At 41.0% G+C, this 15,748-nt stretch carries 12 protein-coding genes; 11 read left to right on the top strand and 1 reads right to left on the bottom strand.

Annotation, left to right across the window (positions count from 1 at the left end):
* The first annotated feature begins 138 nt into the window (after positions 1 to 138).
* The 7 genes from purL to gatC all read left to right on the top strand — a co-directional run bounded on the left by purL (position 139) and on the right by gatC (position 10,139).
* Positions 139 to 3,969 carry a phosphoribosylformylglycinamidine synthase subunit PurL gene (gene purL, locus H6G68_RS06660; RefSeq protein ID WP_190905929.1) on the top strand — a complete coding sequence of 1,277 codons (3,831 nt, stop codon included), beginning with the start codon at positions 139 to 141 and terminating at the stop codon, positions 3,967 to 3,969.
* 242 nt (positions 3,970 to 4,211) lie between these two features.
* Positions 4,212 to 5,318 carry an RRXRR domain-containing protein gene (locus tag H6G68_RS06655; RefSeq protein ID WP_190905928.1) on the top strand — a complete coding sequence of 369 codons (1,107 nt, stop codon included), beginning with the start codon at positions 4,212 to 4,214 and terminating at the stop codon, positions 5,316 to 5,318.
* A gap of 347 nt (positions 5,319 to 5,665) precedes the next feature.
* Positions 5,666 to 7,126 carry an amidophosphoribosyltransferase gene (gene purF, locus H6G68_RS06650; protein ID WP_190905927.1) on the top strand — a complete coding sequence of 487 codons (1,461 nt, stop codon included), beginning with the start codon at positions 5,666 to 5,668 and terminating at the stop codon, positions 7,124 to 7,126.
* Between the two features lie 183 nt (positions 7,127 to 7,309).
* The gene (locus tag H6G68_RS06645) at positions 7,310 to 7,597 is read left to right on the top strand and encodes a glutaredoxin family protein (RefSeq protein WP_190905926.1); all 288 of its coding nucleotides are present in this window, start codon (positions 7,310 to 7,312) and stop codon (positions 7,595 to 7,597) included.
* Between the two features lie 32 nt (positions 7,598 to 7,629).
* Positions 7,630 to 9,120, top strand: coding sequence for a UDP-N-acetylmuramoyl-L-alanyl-D-glutamate--2,6-diaminopimelate ligase (locus tag H6G68_RS06640; RefSeq protein ID WP_190905925.1), 1,491 nt, complete (start codon positions 7,630 to 7,632; stop codon positions 9,118 to 9,120).
* Between the two features lie 134 nt (positions 9,121 to 9,254).
* Positions 9,255 to 9,776, top strand: a complete 522-nt coding sequence (locus H6G68_RS06635; RefSeq protein WP_127054095.1) for a photosystem I assembly protein Ycf3 — start codon at positions 9,255 to 9,257, stop codon at positions 9,774 to 9,776.
* Between the two features lie 72 nt (positions 9,777 to 9,848).
* Positions 9,849 to 10,139, top strand: coding sequence for an Asp-tRNA(Asn)/Glu-tRNA(Gln) amidotransferase subunit GatC (gene gatC / locus H6G68_RS06630; protein WP_190717731.1), 291 nt, complete (start codon positions 9,849 to 9,851; stop codon positions 10,137 to 10,139).
* 428 nt (positions 10,140 to 10,567) lie between these two features.
* Here the strand turns inward: gatC and pirA are convergent, their stop codons facing one another.
* Entirely contained in the window at positions 10,568 to 10,723 is a 156-nt protein-coding gene (pirA, locus tag H6G68_RS06625) for an arginine synthesis PII-interacting regulator PirA (RefSeq protein ID WP_190905924.1), read from the bottom strand.
* Between the two features lie 125 nt (positions 10,724 to 10,848).
* Here pirA and H6G68_RS06620 point away from each other — a divergent pair, with 125 nt between their 5' ends.
* The 4 genes from H6G68_RS06620 to H6G68_RS06605 all read left to right on the top strand — a co-directional run bounded on the left by H6G68_RS06620 (position 10,849) and on the right by H6G68_RS06605 (position 15,348).
* Positions 10,849 to 11,646, top strand: coding sequence for an SAM hydrolase/SAM-dependent halogenase family protein (locus H6G68_RS06620; protein WP_190905923.1), 798 nt, complete (start codon positions 10,849 to 10,851; stop codon positions 11,644 to 11,646).
* 130 nt (positions 11,647 to 11,776) lie between these two features.
* Positions 11,777 to 12,301, top strand: a complete 525-nt coding sequence (locus H6G68_RS06615) for a COP23 domain-containing protein (RefSeq protein WP_190905922.1) — start codon at positions 11,777 to 11,779, stop codon at positions 12,299 to 12,301.
* On the top strand, positions 12,288 to 13,118 hold the full coding sequence (locus H6G68_RS06610; RefSeq protein ID WP_339327843.1) for a S1 family peptidase: 831 nt from the start codon (positions 12,288 to 12,290) through the stop codon (positions 13,116 to 13,118). Before H6G68_RS06615 ends, H6G68_RS06610 begins: the two co-directional genes overlap by 14 nt.
* A gap of 211 nt (positions 13,119 to 13,329) precedes the next feature.
* Positions 13,330 to 15,348, top strand: a complete 2,019-nt coding sequence (locus H6G68_RS06605; protein WP_190905921.1) for a serine protease — start codon at positions 13,330 to 13,332, stop codon at positions 15,346 to 15,348.
* The last annotated feature ends 400 nt before the right edge of the window (positions 15,349 to 15,748 follow it).

Here is a 15,748-nt window from a genome sequence, read left to right as displayed (position 1 = left end):
TTGTACAGTAGACAGGGCTGCCGCACTTCCAGATACCCAACTACTGACATCAATTTATAATTGATTGACCAGATTAAAAAAAAGAAGTCGAGGATCTCAGATAGAATATTTCTCTGTCCTCTTGGTGCATAAGCTTCCATGACCACCATTTCCGAAAATCCCTTTTCTCCCCAAGAAATAGCCTCAGAAGGCATAAAACCAGAAGAATATACCGAAATTGTCCGCCGCTTAGGCCGTCATCCCAACAAAGCCGAACTAGGTATGTTTGGGGTAATGTGGTCAGAACATTGCTGTTATAAAAATTCCCGTCCTTTACTCAAACAGTTTCCCACCACAGGCCCCCGCATCCTTGTGGGACCAGGTGAAAATGCAGGAGTTGTGGATATCGGCGACGGACTACAATTAGCGTTTAAAATAGAATCCCATAACCACCCTTCCGCCGTTGAACCATTCCAAGGTGCTGCAACCGGAGTAGGTGGGATATTAAGAGATATCTTTACAATGGGGGCGCGTCCCATAGCTTTATTAAATTCTTTGCGGTTTGGTGATTTGAATGATCCAAAAACCCAAAGATTGTTTACAGGTGTTGTAGCGGGAATCTCCCATTATGGTAACTGCTTGGTTAGCGACGAAACATTTATCTGGAAAGATAAACAGGGTGTGCATTTTGACACCATTGGTAATTTTGTCGAATCGCGCTTACCTGCTGGTGTCAGCACTTTAGAAATAGAAGATGCTAATGCGGTTACAACCCTGTCTTTAGACCCAGATCAGCATACTGTAAGTTGGCAGCGTGTCCGCCGTATTTTCAAGCGTTGTACCCAAAATCTCATGACTATCCGCACTGCTTTGGGGCGTAAACTGATAGTCACACCAGACCATCCCATGCTAATTTGTGTAGAAGGTCAATGGGATGTAGCCCCGGCACAATCTTTAAAAGTGGGTGATCAAATTCCCATTATCACCGCTTTACCCGAATTAGAACCAGGAGAAAACCAAGACGCACCCCTGGACTTAATTGCTGGTTTAAATCCAGAAGATGCTAGTGGTAAAGATGTTTATGTCCAACTACCAGAAAATTGGCAAGTCACGGAAGTTGTGCGGACTGCATTACGGTTAATTGAATCTTCAGCTACCAACCGTCATCAATATTTAAGCACTGGTAGACTGCCACTTTCTCACTTTTTAGCCTTAGAACTGCTGCTGAATGTTTCCCGTAGCGATGTTAGTCTATTTCGACGTGGCAAAGCTAACTATATGCCAGCAGTGATTCAGCCAAATGAATTATTTGCCCGATTAATTGGCTATTTCTTGTCTGAAGGCTGCGTTTCCCAAAATGGCAACACATACAAAATTATTTTCACCTTTGCCCACCATGAAACAGAGTATGTTGAAGATGTAATTGCTGGCTTGAAGCAATTAGGATTACGCCCCTGTGTAGAAAAACGCGCTTCTACTATTGCTGTTTATGCCACTTCTTGGTTATTAGGGCATTTCCTCAAAAATGTATGGCAATGTGGAACTCAAGCCAGTAATAAGGCTTTTCCCTCTTGTATTTTTCAATGGTCACAAAATTTGCAGCGTGAAGCCCTGAAAGGTTTACTCCGTGGTGACGGTTCAATGACCACAAAAACTAATGGTAATCATGCCAAAATTAGTTTTGGGACAACTAGCCATAAATTGTTTGAACAAACAGTTATCCTGCTGCAAAGTCAAGGAGTCATGCCCTATATTTATCAAAGAGCAGGTGGCGAAGGAGAAATAGAGGGACGTAAGCACATTCGCAAACCATTATGGCAATTGGAAGTTAGTAATTTTGCGGGCTTGAAAGAATTAGCAACTGTCTTTAGTCAACAGCGAAATGCAGAATTAGCAGTTGCCCTTAATCGTTACAATGGAAGTAAATATTCATTCCCACGTTTTACTCAGTCTGCGGCAGATGTAGCTGTTGTCAAAATTAAAAGTATCGAATGCCAAACCGTTGATGAATGTGATGTTTACGATGTAGAAGTAGATAACACCCATCTTTTTGTCACTTCATCTGGAATTGTCACCCATAACTGCGTTGGTGTTCCCACAGTTGGTGGTGAAGTGTATTTTGATTCCGCCTACTCTGGAAATCCCCTAGTCAACGTCATGGCTTTGGGATTGATGGAAACGTCAGAAATTGTTAAATCAGGGGCTTCCGGCTTAGGAAATCCGGTGCTGTATGTGGGTTCAACCACCGGACGGGATGGCATGGGAGGCGCAAGTTTTGCCAGTGCTGAATTAACTGATGAATCAATGGATAACCGTCCTGCGGTGCAAGTAGGAGATCCATTTTTAGAAAAGTCCTTAATTGAAGCTTGTTTAGAGGCATTTAAAACCGGGGCTGTAGTTGCTGCCCAAGATATGGGCGCTGCGGGTATCACCTGTTCCACTTCGGAAATGGCTGCTAAAGGTGGTGTCGGGATTGAATTCGATTTAGATAAAATTCCGGTGCGGGAATTGGGGATGATTCCCTATGAATACCTGCTTTCGGAATCTCAAGAACGAATGTTGTTTGTTGCCCATAAAGGACGAGAACAGGAATTAATTGATATTTTCCATCGTTGGGGACTACAAGCCGTTGTGGCAGGTACGGTAATTGCCGAACCTATTGTCAGGATTCTGTTTGAGGGGAAAATTGCCGCAGAAATCCCCGCTGATGCTTTGGCGGAAAATACGCCTTTGTATGAAAGAGAATTATTGACAGAACTACCCGAATATGCACAAAAAGCTTGGCAATGGACAAGTGCTAGTTTACCTGTTTGCAATGTTGCGGGTATTGAAATTGAGGGAAGTCTGCAAAGTTGGAATCAGATTTTATTAACTTTGCTAGATACTCCCACTATTGCTTCTAAAAGCTGGGTTTATCGCCAATATGATCATCAAGTTCAGAATAATACCGTATTGTTACCCGGTGGTGCTGATGCGGCTGTGGTGCGGTTACGTCCTTTAGAAGAAACTCCTAATCTTACATCCCCAATTGCCAATTTAAAATCTGGTGTTGCGGCTACGGTAGATTGTAATTCTCGTTATGTCTATCTTGATCCTTATGAAGGGGCTAAAGCAGTAGTGGCTGAAGCTGCCCGGAATCTTAGCTGTGTGGGCGCTGAACCCCTGGCTGTGACGGATAACCTCAATTTTGGTAGTCCAGAAAAACCGATTGGTTATTGGCAATTAGCATCCGCTTGTCGGGGTTTGAGTGAAGGGTGTAAAGAGTTGGGAACGCCGGTAACTGGTGGGAATGTCTCTCTCTACAACGAAACTTTTGATGCGGAAGGTAATCCCCAACCAATTTATCCGACTCCGGTTGTGGGTATGGTGGGCTTGATTCCTGATTTAACGAAAATTTGCGGACAAGGTTGGCAAAATGTAGGGGATATAATTTACCTTTTGGGTTTACCAATTCAATCCCCAATCCCAAATTCAATATCTACAATTGAATTAGGTGCTTCTGAATATTTGGCAACCATTCATCATACGATCGCAGGGAAGCCACCTAGAGTTGATTTTAATTTAGAACGTCTTGTACAAAAAGCTTGTCGTGATGGTATTCGCGCACGTTGGGTAAATTCTGCCCATGATTCGGCTGAAGGTGGTGTGGCTGTAGCTTTAGCTGAATCTTGTCTTTCTGGGAATTTAGGTGCTGAGATTAATTTCCCAATTAGTGCAAATCATGATTCACGATTTGATGAAGTATTGTTTGGTGAAGGTGGGGCAAGAATTTTAGTTTCTGTCAGTGAAGAAAACCAAGAAAAATGGGAATCCTATTTACAGGAACATCTGACAGAGAATTGGCAAAAACTGGGAACGGTTTCTAATTCGCCTAATTTGCAGATTTTAACCGCAGATAACCACAAGTTACTCCAGGTTAGTCTCGAAGATATGAGCGATCGCTATTCTCAGTCCATCTCTAAACGTCTCGCCATTTATACCAATACCTAATCAACATCAAAAATCAAGGATTGAACGTCAATAACCCCACCCGTCAATAGGGATGGGGCTTGTAATTAACAAAGATTACGTGTTTGACTAGCCCACTGAGACTAATCCTGATACGCACTTCCAAATACTTCCTCAGTTTGGATTATCTGCAAGACTATTTGTTTAGTCGTTGGGTTGAGCCAAGACATTTTGGATTAGTTGGGCGAGGGGACTTAAACTTTTACTCCAAGGATTATCTCTTTATGCGAGTACCTGTAATTTCAGCAGAAAATATTCCATTAATGCCAACCAAGCCTAGCCGCGCTAGACGTTGGATTCAAGAAGGTAAAGCAATTGGTAAATTCAACAAATTAGGTATTTTTTATGTCCAGTTGATAACTGAACCATCTAAGACAAAAGCTCAAGAAATCGTAATTGGTTTAGACCTAGGTAAAATGTTTTCTGGGATCGCGGTTCAAACCAAGAAATATACCTTACAAATGTTGCACCTAGTTCTTCCATTCAAAACAGTTAAAGACAGAATGGAGCAAAGAGCTATGATGCGACGTAGTAGACGCGGTAGAAGAATTAACCGAAAATTGTCTTTCAATAAACGTAGTCATCGTCAGACTAGATTTGAAAATCGTCGGAGTTCTAAACTTCCTCCAAGTGTTCGAGCAAACAAAGACTTAGAATATAGAACAATAACTTTATTATGTGATATTTACCCAGTCAAAACAATTATCGTTGAAGAGGTAGAAGCACGAGGAAATAAGAGTTTTAGTCCGGTTATGGTAGGTCAAAGATATCAAATTAACCGATTATCTGAACTTGCCAAAGTGACTCTAAAAAAAGGTTGGGAAACATCAAATCTTCGTAAATATTTAGGATTGCATAAAGAAAAATTAGAAAAGTCTTTGCAAATCCCGGAAACTCATGCTGTTGATGCTGTCACCTTAGCAAGTTCCGAATTTGTGAAATACCAAACATGGAATGACATTAAAAATCATGGTGCGTCTTGGGTAGGTAATGTAACTATTACTGAGTCGCAATTTACTATTTTACGTCGTCCTCCAATTAGTCGTAGGCAACTACATTTAATGGTTTTCTCGAAAGGTGGGAATAGACGTAAATATGGTGGAACTACAACAAGGCATGGATTTAGAAAAGGTGATTTTGTAGAAGCTACTCAAGGTAAGAAAACATTTTTCGCTTGGGTTAGTGGAGACACGGAAAAACAAGTTTCAGTTAGTGACGCATCTTGGAAAAGATTGGGTCAATGTACAGCTATAAAAGTCCGATTGATACAGCGAAACACGGGTTTAATCGTGTTGTCAACTCGGAAAATGTTTAATTTAACAGTGTCGTAGGCGAAATTTTCTTGAAGAGTACCATTAAATTAAACGCATTATCCCTCCCCAACCTGCTTCGCTGTAGCTTGCTTCTCCGAAGGAGTGGATGGGTTATCTCGCGGAAAACAAGATGAAAATTTACAATTCATACTCTATCCTTGACCAATTTACGGTACTGTTTTAATGGATGGTTAAAGATTTGTTAAGAGGCAGGAGTCAGGAGTCAGGAGTCAGGAGTCAGGAGTCAGAAATAAATTAATTAGTCCCCGCTCCCCAGTCCCCAATCCCTAGTCCCCAGTCCCCAATCCCTAGTCCCCAGTTCTCAGTTCCCACTGACTCGACACCCCACCAGGAGCAAAACCAGCATGATTCCCATTAATTCCGTTACCTCGGATGAACACCGTCCTGACAAGCCAGAAGAAGCTTGTGGTGTTTTTGGCATCTACGCCCCAGAACAAGACGTTGCTAAATTGACCTACTTTGGATTGTATGCTCTCCAACATCGGGGTCAAGAATCTGCTGGTATTGCTACCTTTGAGGGTCAGGTAGTACACCAACACAAAGATATGGGTTTGGTATCTCAAGTCTTTAATGAAACCATTTTAGATGAGTTACCCGGTAATTTAGCTGTTGGTCACACACGTTATTCAACCACCGGTTCCAGCCGCAAAGTTAACGCCCAACCCGCTGTGGTGGAAACTCGCTTAGGTTTATTAGCATTAGCACATAATGGTAATTTAGTCAATACTGTAAAACTGCGAGAAGAATTACTCAAGAGCGATTTTAACTTAGTCACCACAACCGACTCAGAAATGATTGCTTATGCGATTGCACAAGAAGTCAATGCCGGTGCAGATTGGTTAGAAGGTTCTATCCTCGCCTTTAAACGGTGTGAAGGTGCATTTAGCCTAGTTATTGGCACACCTACAGGTGTGATGGGTGTGCGTGATCCTCATGGGATTCGTCCTTTAGTCATAGGCACTTTAGATAGTGATCCTGTGCGTTACGTTCTTGCTTCCGAAACTTGCGGTTTGGATATTATTGGTGCTGAATACCTGCGAGATGTGGAACCAGGGGAGTTAGTTTGGATCACCGAAGCCGGTTTAGCTTCCTTCCATTGGAGTCAACAGCCAGAACGCAAACTGTGTATCTTTGAAATGATCTATTTTGCCCGTCCTGATAGCATCATGCACAACGAAACTTTATATAGTTATCGGATGCGGTTAGGACGAAGAATAGCCAAAGAATCTCCCGTAAATGCCGATATAGTTTTTGGAGTTCCTGATTCTGGCATACCTGCTGCAATTGGCTTTTCCCAAGCTTCTGGTATTCCCTACGGTGAAGGACTGATTAAAAATCGCTACGTTGGACGCACCTTTATTCAGCCGACACAAGCCATGCGGGAGTTAGGTTTGCGGATGAAACTCAACCCCCTCAAAGATGTGTTAGCTGGTAAAAGAGTGATCATTGTCGATGATTCCATTGTGCGGGGTACTACCAGCCGTAAACTCGTCAAAACCCTGCGTGAAGCCGGTGCGGTGGAAGTACACATGAGAATTTCTTCACCTCCTGTCACTCATCCTTGTTTCTATGGGATTGATACCGATACTCAGGATCAATTAATTGCTGCTACTAAATCAGTGGCAGAAATTGCGAAACAATTAGAAGTTGATAGCCTTGCTTATCTGAGTTGGGACGGAATGTTGGAAGAAACCAAAGAAGATACGAATAATTTCTGTTCTGCTTGTTTTACTGGTGATTATCCGGTTGCTATTCCTGAACAGGTGAAACGTTCTAAATTGATGTTGGAAAAAATCGGCGTTTAGTCGTTCTTCAAAACTCACTACATCACAAAAGCAGGGGGCAGGAGGCAGAAGGCAGGGGGCAGGAGGCAGAAGGCAGGGGGCAGAGAAGAAAAATACTTGTCTCTTACCTCTTACCTCTTACCTCTTACCTCTTGCCTCTTCACTGTCACCTGTCACCTGTCACCTGTCACCTCCTTCCTGCCTATGCGATTAATTTTATACAGTAAACCCGGTTGTCATTTGTGCGAAGGCTTGCAAGAAAAGCTTGAACAAATCGCAGATCCTAGTTTTGAGTTAGAAATTAGAGATATTACAACTCGTGAAGATTGGTTTGGTAAATATCAGTATGAAATACCTGTACTGTATCTAATACAGGATGACTCAGAGGTAGAACATCCTGTAACCCGTCCTTCTCCTCGTGCTAGTGTCACGCAATTACAACAAATGCTGTGGAAATATATGTCCAATTTAGAAAAAAATAATGCAGAATAGGCGCAAGTAAAGCTTGTGGCGAGGTGCAGCAAATGAACTTAAGGGAATTACTAGCGACAGTAGAAGGTCTGGAAAATCCTAGTTTAGTCGATGTGGAAGTTAAGGGCATTAAAACTAACTCTCATGCTTGCGGTGTGGGAGATTTGTTTATTGGGATGCCAGGAACTAGAGTAGATGGTGGGGAGTTTTGGTCGAGTGCTTTGGCTTCTGGTGCGGTTGCGGCTATTGTTTCTCCCGAAGCTATCCAGAAAAATCCGCCGACATCAGAATCTATGGTGATTCCTGCCGGTAATATGACGAAAGCTTGCGCTCAAATTGCAGCCGCTTTTTACGGTTATCCTGGACAAAAGCTGAAATTGGTGGGTGTAACTGGTACAAATGGCAAGACTACTACTACTCACTTAATTGAATATTTTATTACGAAAGCTAGTTTACCTACGGCTTTGCTGGGAACTCTCTACACTCGTTGGCCGGGTTTTGAACAAACTGCTGTTCACACTACTCCTTTTGCGGTGGAATTACAACAACAGTTAGCCGCAGCGGTAAATGCTGGTTGTGAGTTTGGGGTAATGGAAGTCAGTTCCCACGCTTTAGCACAGGGTAGGGTTTTGGGTTGTCCGTTTGAGGTGGGGGTGTTTAGCAATCTTACCCAAGACCATCTTGACTATCACACAGATATGGAGGATTATTTTGCAGCGAAGGCGTTGTTATTTAGTCCTGATTATCTCCAAGGACGGGCAATTATTAACGCTGATGATGAATATGGAAAACGGTTAATTGCTGGTTTGAGTCGAGAACGGGTTTGGAGTTACAGTGTTAATGATAATAACGCCGATTTTTGGATGAGTGATTTAAGTTATCAGCCAAATGGTGTAAATGGAATTTTACATACACCAAAGGGTGATGTGGCTTTTTCTTCGCCTTTAGTTGGTCAGTATAATTTAGAAAATCTTTTGGCTGCTGTTGGTGCGGTTTTACATTTGGGGTTAGATTTGCAATTGGTAGCCAATGGGATTCCTGATTTTCCTGGTGTTCCTGGACGTATGGAACGGGTACAAATTAGTGATGACCAAGATATTAGCGTGATTGTGGATTATGCTCATACTCCTGATAGTTTGGAGAATTTGCTGAAAGCGGCTCGTCCCTTTATTCCTGGTAAAATGATATGTGTGTTTGGTTGTGGGGGTGATCGCGATCGCACTAAACGTCCTAAAATGGGAAAAATAGCCGCCCAATTAGCTGATGTGGCTGTGGTGACTTCAGATAATCCCCGCACTGAAGACCCAGAAAAGATTCTACAAGATGTGCTGGCTGGTATTCCTGATTCTGTTCAACCGATGGTAATATGCGATCGCGCCACTGCAATTCGTACTGCTATTTTACAAGCAAAACCAGGTGATGGGGTGTTGTTGGCTGGTAAAGGTCACGAAGATTATCAAATTCTCGGTACTGAAAAAATCCATTTTGACGACCGCGAACAAGCACGAGACGCTTTACAGCAAAGAATCAAGGAACAATCATAAAACTTCCAAAAGATGAGAACTGCCCATAAATCAGTTAAATTAACTATGGAGCAGTTGCTGATTGTCAAATACCAGTCGCAAAGAATTAGTTACTAAACAAAGTCTGCTTCATTTGAGCCAACACAGAGGCAAATATGCCAAGAACACAGAAAAACGATAACTTTGTTGACAAATCCTTTACCGTCATGGCAGATTTGATCCTCAAACTGCTACCAGCTAACAGAAAAGCTAAAGAAGCATTTGTCTATTACCGAGATGGGATGTCAGCCCAGGCAGAAGGCGAATATGCTGAAGCACTGGATTACTATGAAGAAGCTCTCACACTAGAGGAAGACTCCAATGATCAGAGTTATATTCTCTACAATATGGGGCTGATTTACGCTAGTAATGGCGACCACAAAAAAGCTTTAGAATACTATCACCAGGCTATTGAGTTAAATCCTCGTCTACCCCAAGCTTTGAATAACATCGCTGTGATTTATCATTTTCAAGGCGAAAAGGCTAAAGAAGAGGGCGATAACGACGCTGGAGAAGCACTTTTTGACCAAGCCGCAGATTATTGGATTAGAGCAATTCGCATGGCTCCCAATAATTACATTGAAGCTCAAAACTGGTTAAAAACCACTGGGCGATCGCAAATTGACGTATTCTTTTAACCACATTAGTCATTGGTCTTCAGTAATTTACTAATGACTAATGACTAATGACTAATTACTAATTACTAAACTATGATTGATCGTCAACAAGTTCGCAAAGTCGCTAATCTCGCTCGGTTAGAATTGACACCTGACGAGGAAGAGAAATTCACCACCCAATTGGGTAGTATTTTGGAGTATGTCGAACAACTCAGTGAACTTGATGTCACAGATGTACTGCCAACAACCAGAGCTATTGATGTCAGCAATGTGACAAGAGAGGATAAGTTACAGCCCTATCCTGATAGAGAAGCCATCCTCAGCAGCGCACCTCAACAGGAAGGCGATTTTTTCAAAGTCCCCAAAATTCTGAATGCTGAGTAAACTGCTGATATCGTGTCCAGTTGAATACTTATCATTAAGGAACCGCACGGGGACGCGGTGAGTTTTTTTTGATAAGCAATTAGCTGGACTTGATATTACTAAAAGAAGGGGAAGGGGGAAGAGAAAAGGAAAGAACCATACTACAAACGGTTAATATCTCGACTTTATGAGGATAACAAAATTCAAAGCGAAAACTCCCATAAAAACTCTGCGTCACTTTGCGTTTACCTCAGCGAACCTCTGCGTTTAAAAGTAAAGTTTCCAACCGTTTTTAGTATAAAAATCTCTTTTTCCTTTTCAGCTTCATTTTTTGACAACACACTCTTGCGTTCTTCTGAAGTGACTCTGAGTGATCAAAAAAAGCTCAACAAAAAACCCGCTCACGCAGGTTTACACACAACACAACTATGAACATTGAAAACTTAATATTAGCGATAAGAAGCCATCTCTGCTTCCAACTGTCGAACTAGCTTTTCGTCAGACTTGGCTCTAGCTACTTCCAAGCGATGTTCTAGACTTTTTTGAATGTTCTGTCTGTGAGCTTCTTCGGCTTTTTGAACTGCTTGTAGTCTATTACTACTCATAGCGATAACTCCTTTATGTTTATTTTTATGTCATGTGTTTATAACATAACTCATATTTTGTAACTGTTGTTACAGAAAATTATATTGAAATATATATTAATAGTCAAGCCTTGTTTCATCAGCAAATGAGCCAATCAAAAATCCTGACTTTATTAAGCGATTTCGGCAATAACGATGTGTATGTTGGGGTAATGAAGGGTGTTATTGCTCAAATTAATCCAGATTTGAAGTTAGTAGACTTGACGCACCAGATTACCCCCCAAAACGTCACCGCAGCAAGGTTTTGCTTGATGAATGCTTATCCCTATTTCCCCATTGGTACAGTACATTTAGCAGTGGTAGATCCGGGGGTGGGTAGTCAAAGGAGAGCGATCGCTGTAAAATTAGCTCAAGGTTTTCTTGTTGGCCCCGATAACGGCATTTTTAGTGGCATAACCAGCAAAAATCAGGTTATTACAGCAGTAGAGCTTACAAATCTTAACTATTGGCGCACATCCCAACCTAGCAGCACCTTTCACGGTAGAGATATCTTTGCACCAGTAGCAGCGCATATTGCAAGTGGTGTATCTTTGCAAGAATTAGGAAAGGAAATCAATCCTGCAACTTTGGTAAAATTAGATATTGACGAATGCTACGAGACAACAACAGGTGTAGCAGGTTGTATTCAATATATAGATTATTTTGGTAATTTAGTCAGCAATATTCCTGGTAGTTATGTACAAGGGAAAACCTGGAGTGTGAAAGTAGCAGATTTAACAATACCGGGATGTGAAACCTACAGTGATGTACAAGTTGGGGAAGCTTTAGCTTTAGTTGGTAGTCACGGTTGGTTAGAAATTGCGATCAATAGCGGTAATGCACATACGCAATTGCAGATTAACTGGCAAGATACCCTACACGTCTTGTTTTTGCAGTCTTGCTAATTTATACTATAAGAATTAGAGATATTTGCATAAAATGAAGTTTCGCGCAGAGGAGCAAAGACGCAAAGAAAGACATTACCTTGGATTGTGATATCAATACATAAAAATTACTGTAAACAATAAAACTAGAATGAAACAGAGATTATCAACAACCTTTATTTTCGCATCTTTGATGGCGTTAGCCACCACCGCAACCATCAGTCAACCTAGCTACGCCAGAGGCACTACATTCTATTGTGGCAGAAGTAGCGGTGAATATTTCACCTTTGCCCGTACAGAAGACGGTAGAAGATACCCCGTTATGAAGTGGACATCAACAGACTTTCCCGCACCTTATAATCCTAAAAACCGCTGTCAGGAAGTATCATCAAGATTTCAGAGAAGTTACGAAAACGGCACACTCAAAAAAATCACCACTGGGATAGTTAACAGTCAACCTGTAATTTGCTCTGGAATTGACTCTAATACAGTCTGTAACAGTGGGAATATACTATTTACTCTCAAACCGGGTGCAAATAGAAAAGCAGTAGCTAACAGACTATTTAACAGTCGTGCCTTGGCTAAGGGAAAAATTGAAACCCAAAATGGTAATCCTGAAGATACCATATTTGATTTTGATATCTACTTGAATAATTTAGAAGGTGAGCAAAAATAAACCATTACATCCTTTGAAGTTGCCTGATTTTAACATCATCAAATTAATTATCTTTGTTAGTGGTTTATCTATCATGCTTCCAGCGTCAACCGCAAACCTTAGTGTTTATGCTGAAAAGTGGAATTTTGATAAACCGCTAACCGAACTTTCTCCACCACAGCTAAAACAGCAAGCAGCAGCTATTACAGTGAAAGTGCTATCAACTGAGTTTCTAGGTTCAGGAATTTTGCTAAAAAAACAAAGGAATATTTATACAATATTAACAAATGCCCATGTTTTAGAAGCAGACGAACCACCTTATAAAATAGTAACTCCAGACGGAAAAGTATATAAAGCCGAAGTATTGAAAAAAGCGAACTTGGCAAAATATGATTTAATCATATTGCAATTTTCCAGCAGTAAAACTTATTCTGTAGCCACTATTGGTAAACAACCAAAAAGAGGAGATGAAGTATTTGTTGCGGGTTTTCCTGCTAAGGAAGAAAACGCAGTTCAAAACCTAAAATTAACAACCGGAAAAATAGCTTTGGTGCTAGAAAAAGCTTTAGAAAGAGGATATCAAATAGGATATACAAACCAACTAGAAAAAGGCATGAGTGGGGGAGCGTTATTAAATAAACATGGTGAGTTAATCGGTGTCAATGGAATGCACGCCTATCCGATTTGGGATACTCCCAGCGTCTTTATTGATGGTACACCCACAGCAGAAACATTACATCAACAAATAGTGCGTTTAAGTTGGGCTGTTCCTATAGACAAACTCAAACCTTCCCCTTCTTATTCTTCTCGTTCCCAGTCTCCCCTGTCTCGTTCCTAGTCTCCGACTGGGAATGCAGAACGTGAGGCTCTGCCTCAAAACAAGTTAAACAATGTAAAATCATAGAGGCAGAACCTCATACATAGTATTCCTCAAAACAAGTTAAACAATGTAAAATCATAGAGGCAGAGCCTCATATATAGCATTCCCCGGCAGAGCCAGGGAACGAGAATAAACAATAAATCAATAAAATATATACAAAAATCTCAACATGAACTATAAATACACTATCCCCACCTTATTTATCCTCACCTCTATCACCCTGACTCAACCAGCAACAGCACAGGGTTTATCATGCAGTAAAGAAGTAGATGAAATAGCGGAAAAAATCACGGTTTTAATTGATAGTAAAGCCCCTGGTTCGGGAACTTTGATTCAACGTGATGGGAATACTTATACTGTTCTCACGGCTTTTCACAATTTTAGAAATCCCAGTTCACAATATGCAATTGTCACCCCAGATGGACAACGTTATCCTGTTAATGTTCAAAATGTCAAACCCCTGGGAACTGGTATAGATTTAGCGATGTTGCAGTTTAATAGTAGCAGAAGTTATCAAGTTGCTAAGTTGGGTAATTCTGATGTAGTTCAACGTCGGGATAATGTTTATATTGGTGGGTTTCCGGCTAAAACTGGTAGTATTCCCGTGTCTCTTTATGAATGTCGTGATGGGCAAGTTTCTGCTAATGCAACTCAGGTGAGGGTGGATGGTGGTTATAATTTATTTTATACTAATCCTACTCTGGGCGGTATGAGTGGGGGACCAGTGCTGAATCAACAAGGTGAGTTGATAGGTATTCATGGGAGGACGGAAATTGAGGGAGAATCGAAAACAGGAAGATATGCTGGTGTTCCTATTAATACTTTCATTAGGATTTCGGCACGCTTGGGGGTAAATACAGGTGTGCGTTTTCCTGATGTGCCGACTGGTGGGGGATTAAAGGCTGATGATTATTTTGCTTTGGGTTTGGATAAGCAAAATAAAGGCGACAATCGCGGGGCAATTGTGGCTTACAATGAAGCAATTAGACTTGATACTAGTGATTATGTATCCTACTACAACCGGGGAATTGCCCGTTCTGATTTAGGAGATAAGCAAGCTGCAATAGCAGATTACACCCTAGCTATTAGGATTAATCCTAACTATGCTGATGCCTACATCAACCGGGGAAAAACCCGTTATGAATTAGGAGATAAGCAAGCTGCTATAGCAGATTACACCCTAGCTATCAAGATTAATCCTAACTATGCCCTAGCCTACTACAACCGGGGAATTGCCCGTTCTGATTTAGGAGATAAGCAAGCTGCAATAGCAGATTACAACCAAGCTATCAAGATTAATCCTAACTATACCGATGCCTACAACAACCGGGGAATTGCCCGTTCTGATTTAGGAGATAAGCAAGCTGCAATAGCAGATTACAACCAAGCTATCAAGATTAATTCTAACTATGCCTTAGGCTACTACAACCGGGGGCTTGCTCGTTATGATTTAGGAGATAAGCAAGCTGCAATAGCAGATTACAACCAAGCTATCAAGATTAATTCTAATTATGCTAATGCCTACGTAGGAAGGGGACTTGCTCGTTATGATTTAGGAGATAAGCAAGCTGCAATAGCAGATTATAGCCAAGCTATCAAGATTAATCCTAACTATGCCGATGCCTACTATAACCGGGGAGTTGTCCGTTATGATTTAGGAGATAAGCAAGCTGCAATAGCAGATTATAGCCAAGCTATTAAGATTAATCCTAACTATGCCGATGCCTACTACAACCGGGGGCTTGCCCGTTATGATTTAGGAGACAATCAAGCTGCAATAGCAGATTACAACCAAGCTATTAAGATTAATTCTAACTATGCTAATGCCTACTACAACCGGGGACTTGCCCGTTATGATTTAGGAGACAATCAAGCTGCAATAGCAGATTACAACCAAGCTATTAAGATTAATCCTAACAATGCCGATGCCTACAACAACCGGGGACTTGCGCGTTCTGCTTTAGGAGATAAGCAAGCTGCAATAGCAGATTACAACCAAGCTATTAAGATTAATCCTAACTATGCCTATGCTTATCACAACAAAGGGCTTACCTCTGCTGATTTAGGAAATAAGTTTCAAGCAATATCTGACTTACAGCAAGCCGTAAAATTATATCAGCAACAGGGTGGTAATGAAGAATGGTTGAAAAAAGCCCAAGATACAATTAGAGAATTACAACAACAGTGATTTTGTCAGAATCAGGATATCCAGGATTTAAGGATTTTCAGGATGTGATTGTTGAATTTCTTGTTTTCCTTTGCGTCTTTGCGTCTTTGCGTGAAACCTACGATTAAAATTTGTCAGAATCAGGATTTACAGGATTTTAGATCCCCGATTTCTCACTTTATTTATTAATCTTCAGGAGAATGAAAACAGAATTTGGATATCTTTTTACCAGGATTTTTGATATTGATTGTTTTTTATGACTCTGTGAGTTTTAAATCTAACCCTATATGCCGACACAGATTCCCATTATAATTTAATGATAACCTAAACTAGAAAAAATTGTCAAGAGGTTTTTAACAACAATTAGATAATAAAAATCCTGTCAATCCTAAAATCCTGGATATCCTGATTCTGACCATTC

Origin of the sequence: Anabaena catenula FACHB-362 (assembly GCF_014698735.1) — a bacterium.
Taxonomy (GTDB): domain Bacteria; phylum Cyanobacteriota; class Cyanobacteriia; order Cyanobacteriales; family Nostocaceae; genus Anabaena; species Anabaena variabilis_A.
This window is presented reverse-complemented; position numbering and strand designations above follow the sequence as displayed.